General features: G+C 39.5%; 23 protein-coding genes and 1 pseudogene. 18 read left to right on the top strand and 6 right to left on the bottom strand.

Translation table 11 applies throughout. From position 1 onward, the window contains the following. Position 1: 1 nt before the first annotated feature. The 11 genes from nuoD to HMPREF9456_RS09275 are packed head-to-tail and all read left to right on the top strand — an operon-like array spanning position 2 to position 11,379. Positions 2-1,237: an NADH dehydrogenase (quinone) subunit D gene (nuoD, locus tag HMPREF9456_RS09325; protein WP_006843262.1), complete on the top strand. Its 1,236-nt coding sequence runs from the start codon at positions 2-4 to the stop codon at positions 1,235-1,237. Between the two features lie 8 nt (positions 1,238-1,245). Next, complete coding sequence (locus tag HMPREF9456_RS09320) at positions 1,246-1,770, top strand: NADH-quinone oxidoreductase subunit NuoE family protein (protein WP_006843261.1); 525 nt, start codon at positions 1,246-1,248, stop codon at positions 1,768-1,770. Between the two features lie 5 nt (positions 1,771-1,775). Further along, on the top strand, positions 1,776-3,131 hold the full coding sequence (gene nuoF / locus HMPREF9456_RS09315; protein ID WP_006843260.1) for an NADH-quinone oxidoreductase subunit NuoF: 1,356 nt from the start codon (positions 1,776-1,778) through the stop codon (positions 3,129-3,131). A gap of 6 nt (positions 3,132-3,137) precedes the next feature. Then, entirely contained in the window at positions 3,138-4,181 is a 1,044-nt protein-coding gene (locus HMPREF9456_RS09310) for an NADH-quinone oxidoreductase subunit G (RefSeq protein WP_006843259.1), read from the top strand. Positions 4,182-4,189: 8 nt separating this feature from the next. Then, positions 4,190-5,233 carry an NADH-quinone oxidoreductase subunit NuoH gene (gene nuoH / locus HMPREF9456_RS09305; RefSeq protein ID WP_006843258.1) on the top strand — a complete coding sequence of 348 codons (1,044 nt, stop codon included), beginning with the start codon at positions 4,190-4,192 and terminating at the stop codon, positions 5,231-5,233. 16 nt (positions 5,234-5,249) lie between these two features. Beyond that, entirely contained in the window at positions 5,250-5,783 is a 534-nt protein-coding gene (locus tag HMPREF9456_RS09300; RefSeq protein WP_006843257.1) for a NuoI/complex I 23 kDa subunit family protein, read from the top strand. A gap of 25 nt (positions 5,784-5,808) precedes the next feature. Then, a complete protein-coding gene (locus HMPREF9456_RS09295) occupies positions 5,809-6,312 on the top strand; it encodes an NADH-quinone oxidoreductase subunit J family protein (protein ID WP_006843256.1) in 504 nt (167 codons plus the stop codon). A 3-nt stretch (positions 6,313-6,315) separates the two neighbouring features. Next, entirely contained in the window at positions 6,316-6,639 is a 324-nt protein-coding gene (gene nuoK / locus HMPREF9456_RS09290; protein ID WP_006843255.1) for an NADH-quinone oxidoreductase subunit NuoK, read from the top strand. A 6-nt stretch (positions 6,640-6,645) separates the two neighbouring features. Further along, positions 6,646-8,520: an NADH-quinone oxidoreductase subunit L gene (gene nuoL / locus HMPREF9456_RS09285; protein ID WP_006843254.1), complete on the top strand. Its 1,875-nt coding sequence runs from the start codon at positions 6,646-6,648 to the stop codon at positions 8,518-8,520. 16 nt (positions 8,521-8,536) lie between these two features. After that, complete coding sequence (locus HMPREF9456_RS09280; protein WP_006843253.1) at positions 8,537-9,970, top strand: complex I subunit 4 family protein; 1,434 nt, start codon at positions 8,537-8,539, stop codon at positions 9,968-9,970. 17 nt (positions 9,971-9,987) lie between these two features. After that, on the top strand, positions 9,988-11,379 hold the full coding sequence (locus HMPREF9456_RS09275) for an NADH-quinone oxidoreductase subunit N (RefSeq protein ID WP_006843252.1): 1,392 nt from the start codon (positions 9,988-9,990) through the stop codon (positions 11,377-11,379). 74 nt (positions 11,380-11,453) lie between these two features. Here HMPREF9456_RS09275 and HMPREF9456_RS09270 read toward each other — a convergent pair whose 3' ends face one another. From HMPREF9456_RS09270 to HMPREF9456_RS09255, 4 genes are read right to left on the bottom strand one after another with little or no spacing between them, the layout of a single operon-like run. After that, positions 11,454-12,527, bottom strand: coding sequence for an RnfABCDGE type electron transport complex subunit D (locus HMPREF9456_RS09270; protein WP_006843251.1), 1,074 nt, complete (start codon positions 12,525-12,527; stop codon positions 11,454-11,456). After that, the gene (gene rsxC / locus HMPREF9456_RS09265; RefSeq protein ID WP_006843250.1) at positions 12,514-13,806 is read right to left on the bottom strand and encodes an electron transport complex subunit RsxC; all 1,293 of its coding nucleotides are present in this window, start codon (positions 13,804-13,806) and stop codon (positions 12,514-12,516) included. The genes HMPREF9456_RS09270 and rsxC overlap by 14 nt, the downstream gene beginning before the upstream one ends. 27 nt (positions 13,807-13,833) lie before the next feature. Further along, the gene (locus tag HMPREF9456_RS09260) at positions 13,834-14,739 is read right to left on the bottom strand and encodes an FAD:protein FMN transferase (protein WP_006843249.1); all 906 of its coding nucleotides are present in this window, start codon (positions 14,737-14,739) and stop codon (positions 13,834-13,836) included. An 8-nt stretch (positions 14,740-14,747) separates the two neighbouring features. Then, the gene (locus tag HMPREF9456_RS09255; protein WP_006843248.1) at positions 14,748-15,173 is read right to left on the bottom strand and encodes a hypothetical protein; all 426 of its coding nucleotides are present in this window, start codon (positions 15,171-15,173) and stop codon (positions 14,748-14,750) included. A gap of 147 nt (positions 15,174-15,320) precedes the next feature. On the opposite strand from HMPREF9456_RS09255, the gene HMPREF9456_RS09250 reads away from it, so the two are divergent. The 7 genes and pseudogenes from HMPREF9456_RS09250 to HMPREF9456_RS17670 all read left to right on the top strand — a co-directional run bounded on the left by HMPREF9456_RS09250 (position 15,321) and on the right by HMPREF9456_RS17670 (position 20,951). Then, the gene (locus HMPREF9456_RS09250; RefSeq protein WP_006843247.1) at positions 15,321-15,842 is read left to right on the top strand and encodes a hypothetical protein; all 522 of its coding nucleotides are present in this window, start codon (positions 15,321-15,323) and stop codon (positions 15,840-15,842) included. A gap of 92 nt (positions 15,843-15,934) precedes the next feature. After that, entirely contained in the window at positions 15,935-17,803 is a 1,869-nt protein-coding gene (locus HMPREF9456_RS09245) for an alpha-L-fucosidase (protein WP_006843246.1), read from the top strand. Between the two features lie 33 nt (positions 17,804-17,836). Continuing rightward, the gene (locus HMPREF9456_RS09240) at positions 17,837-18,415 is read left to right on the top strand and encodes a hypothetical protein (RefSeq protein WP_006843245.1); all 579 of its coding nucleotides are present in this window, start codon (positions 17,837-17,839) and stop codon (positions 18,413-18,415) included. Between the two features lie 25 nt (positions 18,416-18,440). Further along, positions 18,441-18,989 (top strand): hypothetical protein, encoded by a 549-nt coding sequence (locus HMPREF9456_RS09235; RefSeq protein WP_006843244.1) that lies wholly within the window; start codon positions 18,441-18,443, stop codon positions 18,987-18,989. A gap of 111 nt (positions 18,990-19,100) precedes the next feature. After that, positions 19,101-20,414 carry a ribosome biogenesis GTPase Der gene (der, locus tag HMPREF9456_RS09230; RefSeq protein ID WP_018074897.1) on the top strand — a complete coding sequence of 438 codons (1,314 nt, stop codon included), beginning with the start codon at positions 19,101-19,103 and terminating at the stop codon, positions 20,412-20,414. A 9-nt stretch (positions 20,415-20,423) separates the two neighbouring features. Then, positions 20,424-20,816 (top strand): annotated as a pseudogene (locus HMPREF9456_RS17565) (DUF6056 family protein). Positions 20,817-20,828: 12 nt separating this feature from the next. Next, positions 20,829-20,951 carry a hypothetical protein gene (locus HMPREF9456_RS17670; RefSeq protein ID WP_221405441.1) on the top strand — a complete coding sequence of 41 codons (123 nt, stop codon included), beginning with the start codon at positions 20,829-20,831 and terminating at the stop codon, positions 20,949-20,951. Positions 20,952-21,333: 382 nt separating this feature from the next. Here the strand turns inward: HMPREF9456_RS17670 and HMPREF9456_RS09220 are convergent, their stop codons facing one another. Together HMPREF9456_RS09220 and HMPREF9456_RS09215 are read right to left on the bottom strand one after the other, a co-directional pair. After that, complete coding sequence (locus tag HMPREF9456_RS09220) at positions 21,334-24,570, bottom strand: UvrD-helicase domain-containing protein (protein WP_006843241.1); 3,237 nt, start codon at positions 24,568-24,570, stop codon at positions 21,334-21,336. Next, positions 24,548-24,892 carry a translation initiation factor gene (locus HMPREF9456_RS09215; protein ID WP_185091203.1) on the bottom strand — a complete coding sequence of 115 codons (345 nt, stop codon included), beginning with the start codon at positions 24,890-24,892 and terminating at the stop codon, positions 24,548-24,550. The genes HMPREF9456_RS09220 and HMPREF9456_RS09215 overlap by 23 nt, the downstream gene beginning before the upstream one ends. Positions 24,893-24,894: the final 2 nt, after the last annotated feature.

Raw genomic sequence — 24,894 nt, 5'->3', positions numbered from 1 at the left:
AATGTCAGATCAACTAATAAATCCGGAACATCGCTTTGCGAAAATGATAAAAGAACAAGCCTTTGGGGATGATAAAGAGTTGTCCGTTCTTAACTTCGGGCCAACTCACCCTTCTACCCATGGTGTGTTTCAAAATATATTGCTGATGGATGGCGAGCGCATTCTGGATGCGGATACCACTATCGGTTATATTCACCGTGCATTTGAGAAGATTGCAGAACACCGCACTTTCTATCAGATTACAACCCTGACCGATCGTCTTAACTATTGTTCTGCCCCTCTCAATAATATGGCATGGTGGATGACTGTAGAAAAGTCACTTGGCGTAGAAGTTCCTAAACGTGCGCAATATATGCGTGTTATCGTGATGGAACTGGCACGTATTACCGATCACCTGATATGTAACTCTATCTTGGGGGTCGACCTTGGTGCATATACTCCTTTCTTGTATGTAATGCAATACAGGGAGTTGGCATACGAGATTTATGAAGAAATATGTGGTGCACGTTTGACTACAAACATGGGGCGTATAGGTGGATTCGAAAGAGACTGGAGCGAAGCTGCATGGCGTAAGTTAGACGAGTTTATCGAAGGCTTCCCTAAAGCATGGGATCAGTTGGAGAGACTGTTTATCCGCAACCGTATCTTTATGGATCGTATCGTTGGTGTAGGTGCTATATCAGCCGAAAAGGCTATAAACTATGGGTTTACAGGACCTAACCTGCGTGCTGCCGGAGTCGATTACGACGTGCGTGTAGCGAATCCATATAGTTCATACCAAGATTTTGATTTTAAAGTACCTGTAGGCTCATCCGGCGATACATACGATCGTTGGTGTGTACGTGCAGCAGAGATAAAAGAAAGCTTGAGCATAATTCGTCAGGCTCGCGATAATATGCCTGATGGTAGCTTCCATGCAGATGTACCAGACTATTACCTTCCTCCAAAAGAAGAAGTATATACACAGATGGAGCAGCTTATCCAACACTTCAAGATTGTGATGGGTGAAGTTCCTGTTCCTATAGCAGAAGTATATCACGCCGTAGAAGGTGCTAATGGAGAACTGGGTATTTATCTTATTACCGATGGTTCACGAGCTCCTTTCAGGGTGCACTTCCGCAGACCGTGTTTTATCTATTATCAGGCGTTCCCTGAAATGATAAAAGGCGGGATGTTTTCGGATGCTGTTGCCACGCTTTCAAGTATTAATGTTATTGCCGGAGAATTAGATGCATAATCATGTCAATGGAAACTAAAGAATATACACAAGTAATAAATATGTCGGAGAGCCTGATGGCCCGTATCAATGAATTGTTGAGCCATTACCCTGCCGATAAAAAGAAATCTGCTTTACTACCCGTGCTTCATGCCGTACAGGATGCTCATGACAATTGGCTGAGCCTCGAACTGATGGATAAAGTAGCCGAGATATTGGAGATTACACCTATCGAAGTTTATGAAGTAGTAACATTTTATTCGATGTTCAATCAGAAACCGATAGCTAAATATATGTTTGAGTTTTGCCGTACCGCTTGTTGTGGCTTGCGTGGTGGCGAAAACTTAATGGAATATACCTGTCAGAAACTGGGTGTTAAACCCGGTGAAATAACACCTGACGGGATGTTCAGTGTAGTAGGGGTAGAGTGCCTTGGAGCATGTGGCTACGGTCCTATGCTTCAGTTGGGAGACAACTATCATGAAAATCTTAACAAAGAAAAGATTGATACACTGATCGAAGATTGTAAACAAGGAAAAGTAAACCTATATTAATTGCGATGGCTAGAAAAATATTATTAGAGAAATTAGATATTCCGGGAATAGCGGAATACGAAGTTTATCGCAAGAATGGCGGATATGCGTCTGTGGAGAAAGCGCTGAAAACTATGACCCCCGATGAGGTTGTAGAAGAAGTGAAGACCTCAGGGGTAAGAGGCCGTGGAGGTGCAGGTTTCCCGATGGGGCTCAAGTGGAGCTTTATCGATAAGAAGTCCGGCAAGCCTCGCCACTTGGTTGTAAATGCCGATGAATCGGAACCCGGTACATTCAAAGACCGCTTCTTGATGCATCATATTCCGCATTTGCTAATCGAAGGTGCTATTGTTTCCAGTTACGCATTAGAAGCTAATTTATCATATATCTATATCCGCGGCGAATATATGTGGATATTCAAGATATTAGAAAAAGCAATAAAGGAAGCTTATGCCAATGGTTGGCTGGGCAAAAATATATTGGGTACAGGCTATAATCTCGACTTGTATGTACATTGCGGAGCAGGAGCATATATTTGCGGAGAAGAAACAGCCCTGATAGAATCACTCGAAGGTAAGCGTGGTAATCCGCGTATCAAACCGCCATTCCCTGCTGTTAGCGGGTTGTGGGGTGAGCCTACAGTGGTGAACAATGTGGAGTCTATTTCTACTGTTTCGTGGATTATAAACAATGGCGGTGCTGAATATGCTAAAATTGGTGTAGGAAAATCTACAGGAACCAAGCTGATGTCAGCTTCGGGTCATATTAAGAATCCCGGTGTGTATGAAATAGAATTAGGTTTGACTGTCGATGAATTTTTCAATTCAGACGAATATTGCGGTGGTATGCTAGACGATCGTCCGCTAAAGGCTGTAATACCCGGCGGGTGTTCGGTTCCGATCTTACCTCCTCAATATATATTTAAAACAGCAAATGGTGAAGATCGTTTGATCAGCTATGAATCACTGGCTGACGGTGGTTTCGTAACCGGCTCTTCTCTCGGATCGGGAGGTTTCATCGTGTACAATGATACAGCATGTATCGTTCGTAATACATGGAATTTTTCTCGTTTCTTCCATCACGAAAGCTGTGGGCAATGTTCTCCGTGTCGTGAAGGTACAGGATGGATGGATAAAATACTTCATCGCATCGAAACAGGACAGGGTAGAGAAGAAGACATCGACCTGCTATGGAGCATACAAAGTAAGATTGAAGGCAATACGATTTGTCCTCTCGGTGATGCGGCATCATGGCCGGTTGCAGCAGCAATACGCCATTTCCGCGAAGAGTTCGAATACCATGTACGCTTCCCTGAAAAGATAAAAAATAGAGATCATTTTGTAGACGAGCCTATGGAAAAAGTTCGTCACCTTTTGAAGTAAAGCAATATGAAAATTACAATAGATGGACATGTTTTAGACGTCGAACCTGGAACCACAGTGTTGCAGGCGGCACGTATGATAGGCGGAGCCAGTGTTCCTCCTACAATGTGCTATTACTCTAAGCTGGAAGACTGCGGCGGCAAATGTCGTTGTTGCTTGGTGGAGGTAAACAAAGGTAGCGAAAGAGACCCTCGTCCTATGCCTAAGCTTCAGCCGTCATGCGTAACAGCTGTTCAGGACGGTATGGAAGTGAAAAGCGCTACATCCGAAAGAGCTCTGGAGGCACGAAAGGCTGTAACCGAATTTTTGTTGATCAACCATCCTCTCGACTGTCCGGTATGCGATCAGGCGGGAGAGTGCGATTTGCAGAACCTTGCTTATGGTAATAATAACTTCAAGTCGCGTTATATAGAAGAAAAAAGAACATTCGAACCCGAAAATATAGGACCATACATACAGTTGCACATGAATCGTTGTATTCTTTGCTACCGTTGTGTAAAACTGGCTGATCAATTAACGCCTGAACGTGTTCATGGAGTAGTGGGAAGGGGAGATCATGCTCAGATTTCCACATATATAGAACGTGCGATCGATAACGATTTCTCGGGTAATGTGATCGATGTTTGTCCTGTAGGAGCTCTTACCGATAAAACATTCCGATTCAAGTCTCGTGTTTGGTTCAACAAACCGTTTAATGCACATCGTCATTGTACTAAATGTTCGGGGAAAGTAGTGCTATGGATGTTTGGCGACAAAGTTCAACGTGTGACAGCCCGCAAAGACGAATGGCACGAAGTTGAAGAATTTATCTGTAACGAGTGTCGTTTCGAACATAAGAATGTTGAAGACTGGACTATAGAAGGCCCTCGCAAATTTGAGAAGCCATCTGTAATCAATGTAAACAACTATACAGAGCCGATACATAAAGTAAAGATAAATACAGACGAACTTGTATTGGAAGGTCGTAAAGAAGATCAGAAGAAAATAAGCATGCCTGGTTCTCCTTATGATGCAGAGGAGTTGGAAGCTATAAAGAAAACAAAAGAATAAATAAAATAATGGAGATTGCACTTATTTTAGAAAAGTTGATCCTTATCGTTCTTGTGTTTGCTGTCACAATGCTTTTTGCGTTGTATTCTACTTATGCAGAACGTAAGGTAGCCGGTTTTTTACAAGATCGTCTCGGCCCGAACCGTGCAGGTATCTTTGGTTTGCTACAGCCTCTTTGCGATGGAGCAAAGTTGTTTGCCAAAGAAGACCTCATGCCAAATACGCCGAATAAGATTCTCTTTGTTGTAGGTCCGGCTGTTGCTATGACAGTCTCTTTGCTTGGGGGGGCGTTGATCCCGTGGGCAGAGAAATTTGTTATAGCAGGCTATGGAGAGGTTAAACCTTACATCGGAGATGTAAATGTGGCTATTCTATATATTGTAGCTGTATTATCTACAAGCGTATATGGTGTTGTAATCGGAGGATGGGCATCAAATAATAAATATTCCCTGATGGGAAGTATCCGTGCCGGAGCACAGATGATTTCGTATGAAATAGCAATGGGGCTTTCTCTTATTGCGCTGATTATGATGACAGGTTCTTTGAGTCTGGTAGAAATCACTCAGCAGCAAAGTGGCTGGCATGGTATGCAATGGAATGTGATTTATCAGCCATTGACCTTTATTATTTTCCTTGTTTGTTCGTTTGCAGAATGTAACCGTACACCGTTCGACCTTGCAGAATGTGAGTCGGAGCTGGTTAACGGACACCATGTCGAATATTCATCGTTGGGTATGGGATTCTATATGTTCTCCGAATATGCGAGCATGTTTTTCTCATCTGCATTTATCTCTGTTCTTTTCTTTGGAGGATACAATTATCCGGGAATAGATTGGGTAACAGAAAACTGGGGTGTAAATATAGCTGGTCTACTGGGAGTGCTATCACTTTTAGCCAAAACCTCATTCTTCATTTTCTTCTATATGTGGGTGCGCTGGACAATACCGAGATTCAGATACGACCAACTGATGAAACTGGGATGGAAGATGCTGTTTCCGTTGGCGATAGTAAATATCATCTTGGTAGGAATTTTTGTCCTGATTTTTAAATGAAAATAAGAAATTAGCGATGTCAATAGAAAAAATATCATTATCAGGAAGAAAGACGGAGGTTGTTGATAAAAACATGACCTTCGCAGAGAAGATATACTTTCCTGCTGTGATAAAAGGGCTTATAATTACAATTAAGCACTTTTTCAAGAAGAAGGCGACTGTTCAGTATCCTGAGCAACAACGCGAATTCAGCCCTGTATATCGTGGTCAGCATGTATTGATGCGTGACGATCAGGGACGCGAACGCTGTACGGCATGCGGGTTGTGTGCCTTGTCTTGTCCGGCAGAAGCAATCACGATGGTGGCTGCTGAGCGTAAAAAAGGAGAAGAACATCTGTACCGTGAAGAAAAATATGCTTCGGAATATGAAATAAATATGCTACGCTGTATATTTTGTGGAATATGCGAAGAGGCTTGTCCGAAAGAAGCTATTTTCTTAACCAAGTCTAAGCTTCTGGTGAAGCCGAAATTAGAACGTGAAGACTTTATCTATGGTAAAGATAAACTCGTGATTTCGGTAGAGGATGCCAAAGCACGCAAATATGATTAAATAGAGATACGAGATAAATAATGATATGATTACAATAATTTTTTATATTCTGGCAACCATAACACTCGGTACGGGACTTCTGACGGTATTGTCTAAGAATCCCATTCATAGTGCAGTGTATATGATTATCTGTTTTTTCTCCATATCGGGGCACTTTTTGCTGCTGAATGCTTTGTTTCTATCGGTTATAAATATTGTGGTTTATGCCGGAGCTATCATGGTATTATTGCTATTTACTCTGATGCTTATGAACCTGAGTGAAAGCCACGAGCCAAAGAAAAAAGTGATCAGTCGTGTGGCGGCTACAATATCGAGCTGCTTGATGGGAATTGTCCTGTTGGCTGCGCTTCTGAAGGCTACGCCTGTGATAGAAACATACAAAGCCGAGGGGTTAGACTATCAGTCGGTAAATATTATTGGTCAGGTGCTGCTTGACGAGTATTTAGTGCCATTTGAATTTGCTGCTATATTGCTTATAACGGCCATGATCGGGGCAGTACTTATTTCTAAAAAAGAGAAAAAAGCTTAAGCTATGCTGAATAATATATTAGAACAAGTAGGAATTGACAATTACATTTACCTCTGCATACTCTTGTTTTGTGTAGGTGCAATTGGAATATTGTATCGTAGGAGTACGATTGTGATGTTGATGTCGGTAGAATTGATGCTGGCTGCCGCCAATATGTTGTTGGCTGTTTTTTCTGTGTATCATCAGGATACCAGCGGACAAATGTTTGTGATATTCTCATTGGCCGTAGCTGCGGCTGAGGTGGCTGTAGGGTTGGCTATTTTGGTTGCCATCTACAGAAACATAGGCACGATAGATATTGATGAATTGAAAAACTTAAAAGGATAAATTTGGATGGAAACAATATTAGTATTAATACTCTTGCTTAGTCCGTTTATCGGTTTCTCAATTAATTTGCTGGTTGGTAAAAAACTAACGGGGCGTACATTACCGGGAATTATTGCTACCGTAGCAGTAGCTTTAAGTTTTGTAATATCTCTTTACCTTTTCATCCAGAATCTTTCTACAGGTCAGGTTTTCAATGTCAACCTGTTTCAATGGATTGCCTTAGGCGAGTTTACCACCGATCTGTCTTTCACGCTCGACCAACTGTCTCTAGTATGGTTACTGTTTGTGACAGGTATAGGTACGCTGATACATATCTACTCGATGGGGTATATGCACGATGATGAAAATATAGACCGTTATTTTTCATATCTGAATCTATTTATCTTCTTTATGACGATACTTGTTTCGGGAAGTAACCTTCTCGTTATGTTTATCGGCTGGGAAGGTGTAGGTTTGTGTTCTTATCTGCTTATTGGTTTTTGGTCGAGAAATCACAAGAACAACGATGCGGCAAAGAAAGCCTTTGTGATGAACCGTATCGGAGACTTAGGCTTCCTTATCGGTATCTTTACACTGGGATATATGTTCAAAACGGTGGACTACGTTTCGTTAAAAGATCTTGTTACCAGTCCCGACCCATTATTGGGCGTTGCTACATTGGCATTGTTTATCGGAGCTACAGGTAAAAGTGCACAGATCCCGTTATATACTTGGTTGCCCGATGCGATGGCAGGTCCTACTCCTGTATCGGCACTGATACATGCTGCAACGATGGTTACAGCGGGTATATTTATGGTGACTCGATTGAACTTTGTTTTCGATCTCACTCCCGATATTCAGACTTTGATTGCTATTGTAGGTGCTGTAACAGCATTATTTGCTGCAACGATAGCTCTTACACAAAATGATATAAAGAAAGTACTTGCATACTCTACCGTATCGCAGCTCGGGCTTATGTTCTTGGCTCTTGGGCTGGGTGCTTATCACGTGGCAGTATTCCATGTGATCACACATGCATTCTTTAAGGCTTGCTTATTCCTTGGTTCAGGTTCAGTTATCCATGCTATGGGAGGCGAACAGGATATGCGCAAGATGGGAGGCCTTAAGAATAAGATGAAGACGACGTATTATACGTTCTTGATCTCTACGTTATCAATTGCAGGTATTCCGCCTTTGGCAGGTTTCTTCTCCAAAGATGAAATCATGCTGACTGCTTTCGAGCATAATATCTTCTTATGGATTTTAGCAGCATTAGCATCTTTGCTTACTGCATTCTATATGTTCCGTTTGCTATATCTTACATTCTTCAAAGAGTTTAGAGGTACAGAAGAACAGAAACATCATTTGCACGAATCGCCAAGTAGTATGACTCTGCCGCTTATCGTGCTGGCTTTCTTAGCATTTTTCGGAGGGCTTATCAGTATTCCTTTCGGAGGACTTAGCTGGTTGAACGCTTACCTAGAGCCAATATTACCGGGTATAACAGGCGAGCATGCTCCTGTAGACCAGATGGTGTTGACAATGGTAATTTCTACTATAATCGCTATCGTTGGTATTGCGCTGGCATACTTTAAATATATAAAGAAATCTGAAGTTCCTGCTGAGGATGATGAGATTTCGGGACTTGCTAAAGTGTCTTACAACAAATATTACATTGATGAAATATACAATGCATTGTTTGTAAAACCTCTTTATGCTTTAGCCGGCTTCTTTGAACGTGTAGTAGAGAAAGCATTAAAAAATATACTGAAAAGCTTCGGAGGCTTGGTCGAGTTGTTGACAGTTCCGGCGCGAAGACTACAGAATGGAAGTCTTGGTTTTTATCTGTTTTTCTTTGTATTGGGATTCAGTGCACTAATCATCTGTTTATTTCTTGTATAAAAATTAAAAAAGAAACATGAATATCACTATTATATTAATCATATTATTGGTAGGTGCAATTCTTACTTATTTATCAGGAAATAGATTTGCCTCTAAAGTAGCTATGCTGTTTGGTGTTGCCGCAGCTATTTTTTCGGTAGCATTATGTCTTAAATACGGAGCAGCAGGAGCAAATTTCAGCATAGACTGGATTAGTAAGCCTAATATCTCGTTTTCGTTAAAGGCCGACGGCTTGTCGATGGCTATGATATTAATGACGACGATACTGCTGCCTATAATTATACTGGGTACGCAATCGCGCGAATTTAAGAATGAAAAGATGCTGTATAGCTTAGTCATGTTTATGGTTTTTGCTATGGTAGGTGCATTCTTAAGCAGTAACGCCCTTTTGTATTATGTGTTTTGGGAAATGTCTCTTATCCCCATCTATTTCATCATCGTACTGTGGGGTAACGGCGAGATCGTCAAAAGACGTAAGGCGGCGATGACATTCTTCCTCTTTACATTTGCCGGATCATTGTTTATGCTTGCCGCTATTATATACATGTATACAAAAACGGGAAGCTTTCAGCTCGAAGCATTCTATAATGCGAGTCTGAGCCAAACAGAACAAATCTGGATATTCTTGGCATTCTTCCTTGCTTATGCGATTAAGATACCGATTTTCCCTTTCCATACATGGCAGGCAAATGTGTATCAGAAAGCACCGGCAATAGGTACTATGTTACTGGCGGGTATCATGTCTAAGATGGGAGCATATAGCGTTATTCGTTGGCAGTTGCCGATAACTCCTTACGCTTCAAACGAGTTTAGAACAGTAATTGTGATTCTGTGTATCATTGGAGTTGTATACGGAGCTATAATGGCGCTGCGTCAAGATGACTTGAAAAGATTCTTAGCGTATGCATCATTGTCTCACGTAGGATTTATTGCGGCTGGCTCTTATGCGTTGACATACGATGGCCTCGAAGGAGCTGTAATACTTATCCTGGCTCATGGTTTTGGTATTGTGGGTATGTTCTATTCCGCAGATGTAATCCAAACACGTATGCATACATTGACTATAAGTAAGATGGGTGGTATTAAAGAACATGCTCCAAAGTTTGCGGTGGCGTTCTTTATAAGCATCCTTTCTTCTATCGGTATACCGCTTACGTTTAACTTTATCGGAGAGTTTACAATAATGTTCGGATTGTATCAAGTAAATCTTTGGTACGCCCTTACAATAGGAACAGCATTGTTCCTTGGCGCTCTGTTCATGTTGAGAATGTATCAGCAGGTGATGTTAGGAGAACCGTCAGTGAATCCGTTTAGGGATTTATCGAAGACCGAAACGGTAGTTTTCGCCTTAATAATAGGAGTACTTATATTTTTCGGGGTGTATGTGAAGCCGGTTACAGACTTGGTGTCTACAAGCCTGACAGAGATAGTAATGTATATTAACAGATAAAAATAGCCAGATATATAATGAGTACATTGATAGCCATCTCAGCATTAGGTATAATCTGCCTTTTATTAGAGATATTCAATTTGAGAAAAATCCTTATACCAGTTACACTTATCGGACTGATTGCTGTATTGGGGTTGACTGTTACCGAGTTTTACTTAGGACAATCTTTCCTTGGTACGGATAAGTACAATATGTTGGTATCAACAGGATTTTCGCAAGGATTCTCTATCCTGTTTATTATTCTTGCTGTACTGATTCTTGTGATGAGTCCCAAGTTTTATCAAGACAGAATAGATAAGATTGCCGACTATGTAGCCCTCAAGGTCTTTCTTGTGGCCGGAGCTGTGGCTATGGTCTCTTTCGGAAACTTCATTATGTTTTTCGTGGGGCTCGAGGTATTGTCTATTGCCGCTTATGTCTTGGCAGCCAGCGATCCGAAGAACTTGCGAAGTAACGAAGCCGGTATGAAGTATTTCATCATGGGTGCATTTGCATCCAGCTTTATTCTGTTCGGTATTGCTCTCATATATGGTGCATTTGGTTCATTCGATATAGCTACAGTTGCTATTGCATCTACTGCTCAGGGAGGATCTTTACCTATATGGTTTAGTCTTGGCTTTGTGATGTTGACTGTCGGTTTGATGTTTAAAGCATCTATCGTACCGTTCCACTTTTGGGCGCCTGATGTTTACGAAGGCTCACCTACACTTTCTACTGCTCTCATGAGCACCTTGGTGAAGGTGGCTGCAATAGGAGCATTGTTTAAGGTAATAACAATATTGTCTGTTGCGGTAACACCTGTATATCAGATTGTACTGATTGTATTGTCTATACTGACAATGACAGTCGGAAACGTAACTGCAATGAAGCAGAAAAACATAAAGCGTATGATGGCCTATTCGGGTATATCGCACGCCGGATTTATGATGATGACCTTGCTTGCAATAGGTACATCAGCAAATACCGTATTGTATTATGCCGCAGCATATAGCTTGGCGGGGATTGCTGCATTTGCTGTAATACTTGGTGTTTGCCGGGGAAAAGACAATGAGGATATGACAAACTTCTTTGGCTTGGTAAAACGTCAGCCGGTGTTGACCGCAATCTTTATTTGTGCATTGTTGTCATTAAGTGGAATTCCTGTTTTTGCAGGTTTCTTTGCTAAGTTCTTTGTGTTTGATCAGATGTTACAATCAGGACACTTAGTTCTTGTTATATTCGGTATTATAAATTCGATTATAGCAGTGTTCTATTATCTGGGAGTAGCAAATATAATGATTACCAAAGAAAGCGAAACGGAAGAGCCTCTAAGAGTTCCTTTCGAATATAAAGCTGTAGCTGTAATCGCTATATCTTTGAATTTATTACTTGGAATTTTTCCTTCTGTAATTATGGGACTGAACTTATAATTAGATAAGATATAAGAAATAGAAAAGAGCAGATCTGACGGTCTGCTCTTTTTTTGTATTTATATTTTCCTCCGCTATTCGGCTTTTATTCCCTTCGCTATGAACCTTATGATGCAATAAGCAATATAAATAAATACAAGATACATTATCAACCCTGTATGATGCAGATAGATAACAGCGAATGTCGCCATTAGTATACATGCCGTAAGTGACAGACCTTGCCACAAGCGGGTAAGGATGTCTAATTTTTGTCCCCATACATTCGGGCGAAATACCCAGTTGATAGGTACAACGAAGGCATTCAACAATAGTATTGAGTAAGACATGTATTCATACTTCACATCATTGATGATGCAGAGTATTGCTGTTAGACCTATCATTGCTCCATAATATAACTTACCATAGTTGGTACTTGCACTTGTGGGCATGTCTGTTGCCATAAATATAGTACCCAGCAATAAGCCTCCCAGAGAGAATTGTATTGTATATTCGGTCAGATTAGACACGGTAAGAAGCAATACAGTGAAAGCCGCTAATAAGGCAAATGGTATATGCCATGAGATTCTTTGCCTAATCAACAAGAACAAACCTCCTAGTACCAAAAAGAATATCGAATATTCGCCTATTGCTCCCGATGCTTTATAAAATAGTTGGTTTATAAAACTATCGTTGAAAATATTGAGCTCACTTATATTTACTGCTGTCTTGTCGTACCAAATAGTACGTGAAGCCATCACAGCGGGAAAGAATACAGTCATAAACTCTCGTCCGATGAGCGCAGGATTGAATATATTGCGTCCTAAGCCACCCCAGAGTAGTTTTCCGAACAGAACGGCCATGCTTCCCCCAAATGCAACAACATAGAGAGGGGTGAAAGGCGCTATCGTGAATGCAAGTAGAATTCCCGAAATAATGGCTGACCCATCAGAAAGAGATTCCGTGTTTTTGGAAAAGATAATAGAGAACAGGAATTCTGTTAATAGCGCGCTTCCTACTGCCACCAAGATTACCATGACAGGTACAAACCCGAATGCCAGATACGACATGGCTATACATGGAAGCAATGCTAAAATAACATCTGCCATTACACGGCTGGTACTGTCACTTTTTCTGACAAAGGGTGCAAATATTGTTTTATCTGATTGCATTTGCTAGTTCTTTAAGTTTTACTTTTCCTTCTTTTATGCTTTCTATAAGCGGTACATTGCTTGGGCAGATATACTCACATGCTGCACATTCGATACAACTGCTGATGTTGTATTTTTCAAGATTGAAGTATTTCTTCTTTCTGTAATTTTCTTCAAACTTCATTGGCATCAGCCGCATGGGACATACATCGACGCAATAACCACACGAAATACAATTACTCCGTTTTACTTCTTCTTTCTTTAGAAATAGTATTCCCGATGCTCCTTTGGTTACGGGTATCGACAGGTCTTGTATTGCCTTTCCCATCATTGGGCCTCCCTGTACGATGGTGTTACCCGAAGTTTCTATCCCTAGCGACTTTGTGATATGTCTTATCGGCGTTCCTATTTTCACCTCGTAATTGCCATAATTGGTAGATCGCTCAACCGAGATTGTTATTATCCGGCTGATAACAGGTTTGTGATTTACTACGGCCTGATAAACAGAATAGATAGTGCCGATATTACTCACTATTATTCCCGCTTCGGCTGGTCGCTTCGATCTTGGTAGTTCAATGCCTGTGGCAGACTTTATCAATTGCAGCTCGCCACCTTGAGGGTACTGATCCGGCAATAATATTGCTTTGTAGCCCTTATGTTCTTTCTGTTGCAGATATGGAGCAAATGCTTTTAGAAGTTCTCTATTCTGATGCTCTATACCAATGATAACATTGTCGGCATTGAGTATCTTTTTTATGATATCAATTCCTTTAAATAGCTCTTCGGTACGCTCTGCCATCAGCGAATAATCTGATGTAAGGTAAGGTTCGCACTCTGCACCGTTTACAATAAAGGTATGGATCTTATGCTCCCCAACACTATATTTTATAGCTGTCGGAAATTGAGCTCCACCTTGTCCTACTATGCCTGTATCCTTAATTCGCTCTATCAACTCTTCGGGGCTACATTGGTTGTAATCTTTGTACGAAATGCCGGTTACTTCTTCGTTCTCATAGTCGTTCTGTATAACGATGGTTTTTACAGAAGAGCCATCTGCAAAAGGATAGTCTTTTGTTTCCAAAATCACACCCGATACAGGCGCATGTACTTTGGTCGCAAACTTATCCTTTGCTTCTCCTATCAATTGATATTTCTTTACCTTATCGCCAACATTGACAACAGGAGTAGGAGCACAGCCTAAATATTCAGCGAGGGGAATGTATAGAAATGGAGCGTCTTCAATAGCCTGAATACTCTTCTTCTTGGTTTTCCCTTTCATCGAAAGTATGTGCATTATCATAGCTTTTGTTATATTAATTTGAAATAACTATCTGAAATCTTGAGTGTATATAATATTATTATCACTATCGAGCATAAAACCTTGTATGTTGTAATGTTCCGATAGTAGATCAATCTTTTTTAAGAACCCTTCCGCCGATTCGTTAAACAGCGCCGTAGAGATCATATCGCCGATCATACAATTGTCGCTGACAATTCCCACCTGCTTGTTTGCCGACGGGAAACCCGTAATAGGATTTAGTATATGTCCATATTCTTTACCATCTATATTTACAAAAGTTTTAGCCTGCGATGACGTCGAATATGTCTGATTTGCAATGTTTAACTTAAATAAGACTTCTTCTGTTTGGGGATGTCTCACCATGACCTGCCATTGTGGGTGCGATTCGTTATTTATTGCCATTATCGTACTTCCTCCGGCATTGATTATCGCATCATTTATTCCCAGTTTTAGCATTCTTTCAGCCAGACAATCTACAGCATAGGCTTTAATGAACGAGCCTGTAATGATTTCCTGTCCTTTTTCTATCCTGACTTTTTTTCCGTCTATCTCTATCCTTCTATAATCAACCAGTTTCTTTATATCTTCTATTTCTTTGATTGAGGGTATTTGCCGTTGCTCATCTTTGTAGAATCCCCAGAGTCTAATAAGTGGCATGACTGTAATATCATAAGTCCCATTAAAGAAATCGGAGATTGTAATTGCCTGATTTAATATATTTACAGTTTCCTCATCAACATCTACAAAGCTACCGCTGTTCTTATTTATTATGTCGAAATAAGAACCTGCTTGATACGAATTGTATTTCTTATCCACATGTTCGAGAACCGCAAATAATTCATCAAATATACTTTCTTCGTAAAAAGCAGATAGCTTGATTTTTATATGCGAATGGAATAAGAATCGGGTCTGGGCTTTGTATAATAATTCCATTTACAGGGTTACTCTGTTCCTGACGACTCTTCGGGTGTTGCTTTTTCTATAACGGTTTGCTTGACTTCCTCTACCTTTTCTTCTTCCGTCTGAATTTCCTTTTCTTTTTTACTTTCTACAGCTGTTGCTGATTTTTTTGTCTGGGGTGTGGCGGAAGCTTTCGGCTTGACATCTTCTGTTTTTTTCTTTTCAGACGATACTTTAGCCGGAGCAGTTAAACTCTTTACCTCTTCTTTTACGGGCTGCTCTTCGATTTTGGGTTCGTCAGCAGGAGGTAAGACGATGGGCTGTTCAACTTCTTTTGTATTCTTTTCTTTTTCCTCTTTGGCTTTTTCTTCAGCGTTGGCGGCATTTACCTTATAGCCCCAAATCACTAACAAAACTCCAAATAAAAAAAGGCCGATTCGTTTCAATATCTGGACAATATTATTCATGCCTTTAACTATTTTATAACTTTATACAAAAATAAATTATTAGTCTGATCTGATAAAAAAGATTAACTATTTATAGCATTTATAATATTAAGCACAAAAAAGAGAAAAAATAGTGTATTTTTGTGATGCTGAAATATTAGTACTGTTATGAAAAAAGCTGCAATCTTAACAATTTTCTGTATCTGTTTTTTATCCGAGATATTCGCCATTTCTCATTCTGACGGTGATGTAAATAAACTGACTTTATCATGTTACTCGTTGAAGAATGATAAGATAGGACACTTAGCTTCCGATATCAGCAACTTCATTTTTCGCAGAAAAAACGGATATCTTTGGCCGGTAACCAAAATTTTGTTTTCGAAAGACAAAGGCGTATTGAAACTGGATATTACAGCACTTGATAATGAATGGAACAAAATGTATGAGCCGGGAGAAAAGACTTATGGTTACTTCATTATGACGAATCGTATATTTATTATTTCGTGTAAAGAAAACGAACAAGTGGACTTTTCCGAATATTTTGATCCTGTAGAAGATGGTGATCGTACGTTTGGTAGCTCAAATTCGAAGAAGATAATAAAAAATCCGAAGTGGGTTTATATAATAGATGAAAGTTGTACTTTCCCTAAACAGTTGCAGGCTGCAAATATAGAAGCGCTCGGTAGATAAAATTAGCCTGCTCATAATATTTAGTCCTTTTGTTTCGTTCAAGCAAAAGAATAACCAATCTTATTTTTATAGTTCTAATAAACTGAGATAACATGAAATTCAAATTAAGTTTAACCTTTTTCCTTTTTTTATTTTTATATCAAACTGCTAATTCCCAGAATCAACCACTAAAGGCTTATGGAGCGATACCAACGCAAGATCAGGTTGACTGGCAACAAATGGAATACTATATGTTCACCCATTTTGGACCTAATACTTTTACCGATGTAGAATGGGGAAATGGAAAGGAAGATCCGAAAGTGTTTAATCCTACCAATGTGGACTGTCGTCAATGGGCAGCTACAGCCAAGGCTGCAGGTATGAAAGGTATTATTATCACGGCAAAGCACCACGATGGTTTTTGCTTGTGGCCAAGTAAATATAGTACGCATACAGTAAGAGAAAGCCTTTGGAAAGATGGAAAAGGTGACCTGTTGAAAGAGCTTTCTGAAGCTTGCCGCGAATATGGTTTAAAGTTTGGAGTATACTTGTCCCCTTGGGATCAGAATCACCCTGCTTATGGAACTCCTGAATATAATCAGGTTTTTGCAAATACATTAAACGAAGTGCTATCAGGATACGGAGAAGTGTTCGAGCAATGGTTTGATGGCGCAAACGGAGAAGGAAAAGATGGCAAAAAACAAGTCTATGATTGGAATTTATTTCACAATACAGTATATAGAAATCAACCTCAAGCTGTAATATTCAGTGATGTAGGTCCCGGCTGTCGCTGGATGGGTAATGAGCAGGGTGTTGCGGGTAAGACTAACTGGTCTACACTCAATATCAAGGGCTATGAACCGGGACGCGGTGCACCGTCTGTAGATATTTTGAATACAGGAGTGCAAGGTGGCGAGGCATGGGTTCCTGCCGAAACGGATGTTTCTATTCGTCCGGGATGGTTTTATAGTCCGTCTACAGACGATAAGGTAAAGTCGGTAGATAAACTGATGGATATATATTATACTTCAGTCGGACGTAACTCTAACTTGTTGCTGAATGTTCCTCCCGATCGCACAGGGCGTATTCATGCCAACGACTCTATTCGTTTGATGGAGTTTCGTAAAGCAAGAGAAGAGTCATTTGGTAAAGATTTGATTGAAGGTGCTGAAATAAAAGCAAGCAATGTGAGAGACAACGCTGTCCAATATTCTGTTGCAAACCTGCTTGACGATAACTATAATACGTATTGGGCTACAGACGATAGCGAATTAAATCCGTCTATTGAAATTGATTTGAAACAAGTGAAGACTTTCAACCGTTTGGCTTTACAAGAATATATTCCATTGGGGCAAAGAGTAGCATCGTTTAGTGTGAAATATTGGGATAACGGAGTTTGGAAAGACTTGACGGAGGCTACAACAATAGGCTACAAACGCATTTTGCGTTTCCCTACGATCTCTACTCAAAAACTGAAAATAAGCCTTACTGCTCTTGCTTGTCCGCTAATAAGCAAAGTAAGTTTATATAATGCTCCTGAATCATTCTCGGCAACAGAAGGAGTAAATAAAGAAAATAATAAGAGCCTTTCTACATCTAAATGGAAATTAGTATCGCCTGTTGCTGATTTGTCAAAAATTACTGATACTGATGATAATACTTTCCTCGAAGTAAAGAAAAAAACTCCATTGGTGATCGACTTAGGAGAAGCTGAGTTAATCAAAGGTTTTACTTATATTCCTTTCAATAAAGTACAATCATCAAATATTCTCAGATATAATTTTTATATCAGTTTAGATGGTAAAAGCTGGACACAAGTGAAGAAGAACGCTATTTTTAATAATATAGCTAACAATCCGGTGAAACAAGATGTTACTTTGTTTGCAACGAAATCAGAGAAGGCCCGTTATATAAAACTAGAACCGATAGAGACTGTCGATTCAGGTGATAACTATTTTGTGGCAGGAATAAAACTGTTTTGATTATCTTTACGTTTTTGAAAAACAAGCTAGATAATGAGAAATATATTATATATCGTATTTTGCGCGCTTTTTTTTGTCAGTTGTTCGAGTGAGGAAGAAGTGGATGGTGTACTACAGGTAACAAATGTAGACTTGTCTAGCCTCGCCGTGTATGCGGGTTCGGCTACTGGGGGAAAGCAAGTGCAATTTAATGAATTGAGAAGAACTGACTTGGCAAATTATTTCTTTAAAGGTTCGTATAAATATGATTTATATGATAATATAAGGATTCAATTTGACAATGATAAATTGACCTATATTGATTCTTTAGGGCTTAAAAAAATAGTATCCAGCTATGTTTATGAAAAAGATTCTCTATTTATAAATAAACTTGATACTGTAAACAATACTTGGCATAAAGTATTTGTGGCTCTTGGTAATGCTGATAACTTATATAGGATTAAAGCTTTGGTACGTTATCGTAACGAAAGAGGTAATGATACTATACGTTCGTTTAATCAGGCTGTAAGCTTGGAGAAAACGCTCGAAATGAGAGGGCTTTCTTCACTGAGCGAGATGACCGACCCGAAGGATACCCTTGTGTGGTGTAATGCAATTTATCAGTTCAAATGATTCGTAAATCTAACTTGACCGTAAGATGATTTTTTCTAAAAAACGATATATACTTTTTGTCTTATCTGCAATTTTGTTGATAGCATGCAGCAACGAAAATAAGACGGATAATATACGATACATTAGTTCGTCTATTACAGACTTTAGTATCTATAAAGGCACAGTATCGGGTTCTGATACAGTTCTTACAAAGAAATTTGATCCCGCAACCGTCTTTACTCGTCTCTATGAACAATACCCTACTGATACATATATCTTGTTCGATGATGATTTTGTTTATGTAAACCAAGGTGATGTAGTCAAAGAACGCAGCCAGTATCGCTTCCTTAATGATACTTTGTTGTATATTACTACAGGAGGCATAGAGCAATATTATGGTAGTGGTAATAAAAAAAATCTGAGGATAAGACAGCATTATGTAGGATATAAGAGTACAGATAAGAATATTTTTCTATTTGAGGGCATACCGACAGAAACGTTCACGTTGGATGATGCTCTTAAAAGTGCCCACAAAACCAGCCTGCCTGTAGGCGATACGATTATGTGGATTACACGAGTATCACACTTTCAATAGGATATAAGTTATAAAAATATGAAAGGCTTGCACACGCAAGCCTTTTTCGTTGAAAGTGTTTTCAATAAAAATACGTACCTTTGCACAAAATTTAGAGTACAATATACAAATATGGGAAATTTAGTAGCTATAGTTGGACGCCCCAACGTGGGTAAGTCAACCCTGTTTAATCGATTGACAGAAAGTCGCCAGGCTATAGTCGATGAAACTTCGGGTACGACCCGTGACCGCCAATACGGAAAAGTAGAGTGGGGTGGTCAGGATTTTTCGCTTGTGGATACAGGCGGATGGGTTGTGAATTCTGAGGATGTTTTTGAAAATGAAATAAATAAGCAAGTAGCCATTGCTATAGAAGAAGCTGATGTAATTCTGTTTATGGTAGATGTAATGAACGGGCTTACAGATTTGGATTCGAGTGTTGCAAACATGCTTCGCCGTTCAAAGAAACCAATTCTCCTTGTCTCCAATAAAGCAGATAACTTTAATTTGCACGCTCAGTCGGCAGAGTTCTATGCTCTCGGCTTAGGTGATCCTATTAATATTTCGGCGATCAACGGTTCGGGAACAGGTGATCTTTTGGATGTGATAATAACCAAGTTTACCAAAAAAAGTGAAGAAGAACATCTCGAAGATATACCACGTATTGCTATCGTTGGTCGACCTAATGCAGGGAAGTCATCTTTGGTAAATGCCTTGATGGATGAGGAGCGTAATATTGTAACCAATATAGCAGGCACAACACGTGATTCGATCTATACACGTTTCGATAAGTTTAATCTGGACTTTTATCTTGTAGATACTGCGGGTATCCGTAAGAAAGGAAAGGTTACCGAAGATTTAGAATACTACTCGGTGATTCGTTCTATAAAAGCGATTGAAAATTCAGACGTTTGTGTCCTGATGATTGATGCTACCCAAGGGATAGAGAGTCAGGATATGAATATATTTTCTCTCATACAGAAAAACCGTAAAGGACTTGTTGTTTGTGTAAACAAATGGGACTTGGTAGAGAATAAGGAACTAATTGTAATAAAGACTTTCGAAAATGCAATTCGGGAACGTTTAGCTCCTTTCACCGATTTTCCGATCATCTTTGCTTCGGCTATGACCAAACAACGTATTCTGAAAGTTTTAGAAACAGCCAAAGAAGTGTATGGCCGTAGAAAAACTAAGATTCCTACACATAAGCTGAATGAGATATTGCTCCCTATCATAGAGCGCACTCCGCCTCCTGCGAATAAAGGAAAATATATCAAGATAAAATATATTACGCAGTTACCCAATACACATGTTCCTACGTTTGTGTTCTTTTGCAACCTTCCTCAATGGATAAAAGATCCATACAAACGTTTTCTCGAAAACCGTATTCGTGATAATTGGGATTTGTCGGGTACTCCGATCAGCATCATTATCAGAGAGAAATAAAATTTATGTATGATAGATAAACTAAATACAAAAAAATTGCAACTACAAAGATTTCTATTTGTAGTTGTACTTTTTTGTATTGGTGCTACTATCTATTTCTTTAACTATTTATTCCCTCTGCAAGCCGACGATTGGGCGTACTCATTTAAAGAGGTACTGGTCGATTATGGTTTCCCCTCCAGGAATGAAAAGATAGCGAGTTTTAAAGATATACTCTAATCTTAGTATGCCCATTATGTCAATTGGGGTGGGCGTTCAGTTGTTCACTTCATAGCCCAATTTCTTCTGTGGATAGGCACACCCTTCAATGATATACTAAATACATTGGCTTATGTATTGCTGATCTGTTCAATGTACCTGATTTGCAATTGTTATAAGAAAAACTTGAAGCTCCTTAAATAGGCAGTCGCAGGCTTGATCGGATTATGCCTTGGCTTTGGTTTGATGATTTTGGCTCCGGGAAATTATGTTCGGGCTGCACTCGTGGCTAAACAATATCTGAGAATACAGGGATTATCTGTCTTTGAGACCCTCTGATTAAACTTGTCAGATATGATATCTTTTCGATATTTGCCTTATATGCTTCCTCTCTCGCTACTCTTTTCCCTAAATGGATAAAATAAGGTCGGTAAGAGTTGTAATGGTCGATTGAATAAAGCAGTCCGGATACCAATCGTTGATATTATTTAATCGTTTATTGTATTAAAGGTTATATAAAAAAGAAAAGGTTGTCATCACGACAACCAATCTTTATTGTTAACCTTAAAATCTAATACTATGAAAAACACATAATATAAACGTGGGATATGCGTAAATAGTTTATTTACACTGTATTAAAAATAGTAAAATAGTTAAATAATTAGTTAATTGGAATGTCGGTACTGCCTGAAGTCGGCTCTTGTAAAGGATTCTCCACAAATTATATTTCTACAATTTTACCTAACGTGATATAACAAATATATCCTTTTATGTCGGTGTAGCCCATTTTACGGATCTGATCGGCATAATATTTCACCTGGCGGATATATTTCTTGTCTTCCTTTTCTCCGAATTTATAGTCAATTACAATAACCTCCTTGCCCTTTATCATCACACGGTCGGGACGAACAAACTTGCCTTTGGGCTGTAATATCTGTATCTCATTCAATACCTTGTATTCACCGCTATACCACGGGGCAACCAGAGGATTGGAAAGGTATTCTTCTAATAGTCCTGTTATCTTGTTCTTATCACTTGTAGTCACTTCTCCCACAATGTGATATTCTTCTACAGCTTTCTGTACGTCGTCAATTGTTTTTACCTTACTCACAATTTCGTGCATCAGAGTACCGTAGTCTCGCTGTCCGGTATCGGTGAAAAAGTACTTGTTTTTCAACAATAGTTTCACTCTTTCGTCATAAGGAATACTAGATAAGCTATCTACACTGATTTCTTCTACCGATCTGTGCGTAACTTTTTTGATTGGTACATAATTTTCACCTATTTCAAAAGTCGCAGTTTCTTCATCTATGTGTTGAGATAAGTCTGTGTAAGCTTGTTTGCCATCACCTAAAGAGCCGCTGTTTATTGTAGACCATAACAAAGACGATATATTGTTCACCTCTTCTTTTTTCGGCTTGGGGGCATAAGCTATCAGTTCATTTTTTGCACGAGTAAATGCCACGTACAATACATTGATATTGTCGATGAAGGCATGAAGCCGCTCATCGAAATATTCGTAAGCAAAAATGGTGTTTTTTAGCTTTTGTGAATATTTTACAGGAACGAGGTGTAGTCTGTTGAACGGTTCTGTTTGTGGGTGACACCACAGTATCGTTGTTAGCTTATGATCTATTTCCCAGTTGCAGAACGGAATTAGTACAACATTAAAACCCAGCCCTTTCGACTTGTGTATTGTCATAATCCGTATTGCATCTTGACCATCCGGGGTAAAAATAGTCTTATTTGTACCTGTCTCGTCCCACCATCTGAGAAATGCATCCAGATCGGAAGAATTACGAACAGTGAAGTCGAGCACCATGTCCAGAAACGATTGTATATATACTTGCTCATCGTTTTCCATTGCCTCACGAAACAAATTGAAGATCTCTTCTGTCATTTCATACAATGGTAGTTCTCGTATATGGCTCAGCCTGTCCTCTATCTGTTGAGGCAGATCGTCTTTTGCCGAGAAGTATTTGAGCAGCGCCTCTTCGGCATTCATTTGCTTGCTGTATTTGAAATATTCGAAAACAGCCAATGCCTTCAGTGATTTATCCAAAGGATTGTGCAAATGCTTTAGTAGGGCAATTATAAGTTTGATGCTCTTTGAGTTGCTTACAAACAGCGCTTCATCCGATATAATGTCATAACGATATTTTGAGTCCGGGTGCAGCTTTTTATATTCCAACAGGCAATTTGCTACATCTGCTCCCTCTTTTTTGGTACGTACCAGTATAGCAATATCTTTGAGGCTGTAACCTCTTTCTTGCAATTGCTCTATCTCTATAGGTAATTGATCCAATACATAATTCTGCCATATATATTCGTCTGTATCAATAAATTCTACTCTTACTCGCCCTTCGTTGTTTTTATGGCTTTCGGGTATCTCCTGATACAGCTCGTCATAAGCTTTTGTTATTCGTGTGAGGAATGGCTTGAGTTTTGCATTATCAAGATCTTGCAACGATTTATTGAATGTATCTTGCAACAACGCCGAACCAATAGAAAATACTGCATTGTTGAAATTAATAACATTGCAGGAACTCCGCCAATTGGTGTCCAGCGTATCATGTTCTATGCCTTCGGTTCGGAAATCTATATCGAGTTGTTCATCCAGAAGTTTCCAATCTGAGTTTCTCCAACGATAAATACTTTGCTTTACATCGCCTACTATGTAGTTTTTGTTGCCGCTAGCGAGACTATCCTTTACCAATGGGAGAAAGTTTTGCCACTGCATGCCCGATGTGTCTTGAAACTCGTCGATCATGTAATTGTTGATTCGTTGACCGACCTTTTCGTATATAAACGGAGATTCATTGCCCTCTATGATACGGTTTAGCAGTTCGGTCGTATCCGAAATTAGCATGATATTATTCTCGGTACTATATTCCCGAATTTTTTTATCTACGTCTCCCAGTATCCCTAATGTGAAGAAGTAACGGTTTATTTCGTATGCTGTCTGATAGATAAGTGAGTTGTCATAGTGGTTTATAATTTCGCACACACAGATGTTGAGTTCGGGATATACATTTTCTATTTTATCTCGTGTTGCTGAGCCTGTTGTTTTGGTGTACCATCCGCTAAGATTATCGGCTAACGTGCGGAACGTATCCGTTGGTTCGGCAATCGTTCCGTTAGCCCATTTCAAGAAATTAAGAAACGGAGAGCGGGTTCCTCCTTTAAAATCTTCACCTTTGAGCCCGAAGCGAGACATTATGTTCAATGCTTTTTCTCCGATCTGCTGCGATGCTTTTTCAAAATCCCTGATAATGGTAAACAGCATATCTTTATAGTCGGTCATCAGTTGCTTGTTGTTGATGTCTGTTTGCACCTGATTACTATATGCTTTGTAGCTTTCTTTAAATATTTCGGACGATAGGGATTGTATATCGTTGCGGATATTCCAGGTTTCTCCGTTTTCTACTTTTTCTTCCGAAAAACGAATCAACCAATCCAACAATAGTTTATTATCTGTCCGTTCCAGATCGTACAGCATGGAGTCGATAGCTTCGCCCAATACTTTGTTGGTATCGAGTTCTACATTGTATCCGCCTCCTAAACCTATTTCACGGGTAAAAGCCCGCATTGTTTGTTGGAAAAACTTGTCGATAGTGCTTACCGAAAAAGAAGAATAGTCGTGCAGGATACGTACCAATATATCCCGACCTTCTTTTCTTACCTGTTCTTCGTTGTATTTATATTCTTTCGAGAGAAAACTTATATGATCCGATTCTTGCCCTGTGGCGATATTTGCCAACTCTTCTATTATACGGCTTTTCATCTCGTCTGTAGCCTTATTGGTAAAGGTTACTGCGAGTATATGCCTATATGCAAAGGGAGATGAGAAGAGCAAATTAAGATACTTCTCTGTCAGTCGGTGTGTTTTTCCCGAGCCGGCAGAGGCTTTATATACGTATAAGTTTATTTCATCATCAAATGATGCGTGATTTGACATACCCTTCTTTTTGGAGTAGTTCTAATACTTTGTTACGGAGATCTCCCTGTACAATTATCTCGTGGTCTTTTGCCGATCCGCCAACACCACATTTTACCTTTAAGAATTTACCCAACTCTTCGAGATCTTCGATTGTTCCTACAAATCCTGTGATCAGAGTCACCGCTTTTCCTTTGCGGTTGCGCTTATCGAGCTGGATGCGTAATTGCTGTTTTTCTTTCGGGAGGGTGTCTTGCTCCTCTTCTTTGTCTGTATCATATTTGAAGTCCGGATTTGTGGAATACACAACATTCAGACGGTCTTTCCAATCATTCATATCGATGG

The organism is Dysgonomonas mossii DSM 22836, from assembly GCF_000213575.1.
Taxonomy (GTDB): Bacteria; Bacteroidota; Bacteroidia; order Bacteroidales; family Dysgonomonadaceae; genus Dysgonomonas; species Dysgonomonas mossii.
This window is presented reverse-complemented; position numbering and strand designations above follow the sequence as displayed.

Bases quoted from the DNA above. Each gene is read 5' to 3' on its own strand.
- der (WP_018074897.1), top strand. From the start codon at position 19,101: ATGGGAAATTTAGTAGCTATAGTTGGACGCCCCAACGTGGGTAAGTCA.
- HMPREF9456_RS09280 (WP_006843253.1), top strand. From the start codon at position 8,537: ATGAATATCACTATTATATTAATCATATTATTGGTAGGTGCAATTCTT.
- HMPREF9456_RS09300 (WP_006843257.1), top strand. From the start codon at position 5,250: ATGTCAATAGAAAAAATATCATTATCAGGAAGAAAGACGGAGGTTGTT.
- HMPREF9456_RS09250 (WP_006843247.1), top strand. From the start codon at position 15,321: ATGAAAAAAGCTGCAATCTTAACAATTTTCTGTATCTGTTTTTTATCC.
- HMPREF9456_RS09255 (WP_006843248.1), bottom strand. From the start codon at position 15,173: ATGAATAATATTGTCCAGATATTGAAACGAATCGGCCTTTTTTTATTT.
- HMPREF9456_RS09320 (WP_006843261.1), top strand. From the start codon at position 1,246: ATGGAAACTAAAGAATATACACAAGTAATAAATATGTCGGAGAGCCTG.
- HMPREF9456_RS09220 (WP_006843241.1), bottom strand. From the start codon at position 24,570: ATGTCAAATCACGCATCATTTGATGATGAAATAAACTTATACGTATAT.
- nuoH (WP_006843258.1), top strand. From the start codon at position 4,190: ATGGAGATTGCACTTATTTTAGAAAAGTTGATCCTTATCGTTCTTGTG.
- nuoD (WP_006843262.1), top strand. From the start codon at position 2: ATGTCAGATCAACTAATAAATCCGGAACATCGCTTTGCGAAAATGATA.
- HMPREF9456_RS09295 (WP_006843256.1), top strand. From the start codon at position 5,809: ATGATTACAATAATTTTTTATATTCTGGCAACCATAACACTCGGTACG.
- nuoL (WP_006843254.1), top strand. From the start codon at position 6,646: ATGGAAACAATATTAGTATTAATACTCTTGCTTAGTCCGTTTATCGGT.
- HMPREF9456_RS09270 (WP_006843251.1), bottom strand. From the start codon at position 12,527: ATGCAATCAGATAAAACAATATTTGCACCCTTTGTCAGAAAAAGTGAC.
- nuoK (WP_006843255.1), top strand. From the start codon at position 6,316: ATGCTGAATAATATATTAGAACAAGTAGGAATTGACAATTACATTTAC.
- HMPREF9456_RS09275 (WP_006843252.1), top strand. From the start codon at position 9,988: ATGAGTACATTGATAGCCATCTCAGCATTAGGTATAATCTGCCTTTTA.
- HMPREF9456_RS09235 (WP_006843244.1), top strand. From the start codon at position 18,441: ATGATTTTTTCTAAAAAACGATATATACTTTTTGTCTTATCTGCAATT.
- rsxC (WP_006843250.1), bottom strand. From the start codon at position 13,806: ATGATAATGCACATACTTTCGATGAAAGGGAAAACCAAGAAGAAGAGT.
- nuoF (WP_006843260.1), top strand. From the start codon at position 1,776: ATGGCTAGAAAAATATTATTAGAGAAATTAGATATTCCGGGAATAGCG.
- HMPREF9456_RS09245 (WP_006843246.1), top strand. From the start codon at position 15,935: ATGAAATTCAAATTAAGTTTAACCTTTTTCCTTTTTTTATTTTTATAT.
- HMPREF9456_RS09260 (WP_006843249.1), bottom strand. From the start codon at position 14,739: ATGGAATTATTATACAAAGCCCAGACCCGATTCTTATTCCATTCGCAT.
- HMPREF9456_RS09310 (WP_006843259.1), top strand. From the start codon at position 3,138: ATGAAAATTACAATAGATGGACATGTTTTAGACGTCGAACCTGGAACC.
- HMPREF9456_RS09240 (WP_006843245.1), top strand. From the start codon at position 17,837: ATGAGAAATATATTATATATCGTATTTTGCGCGCTTTTTTTTGTCAGT.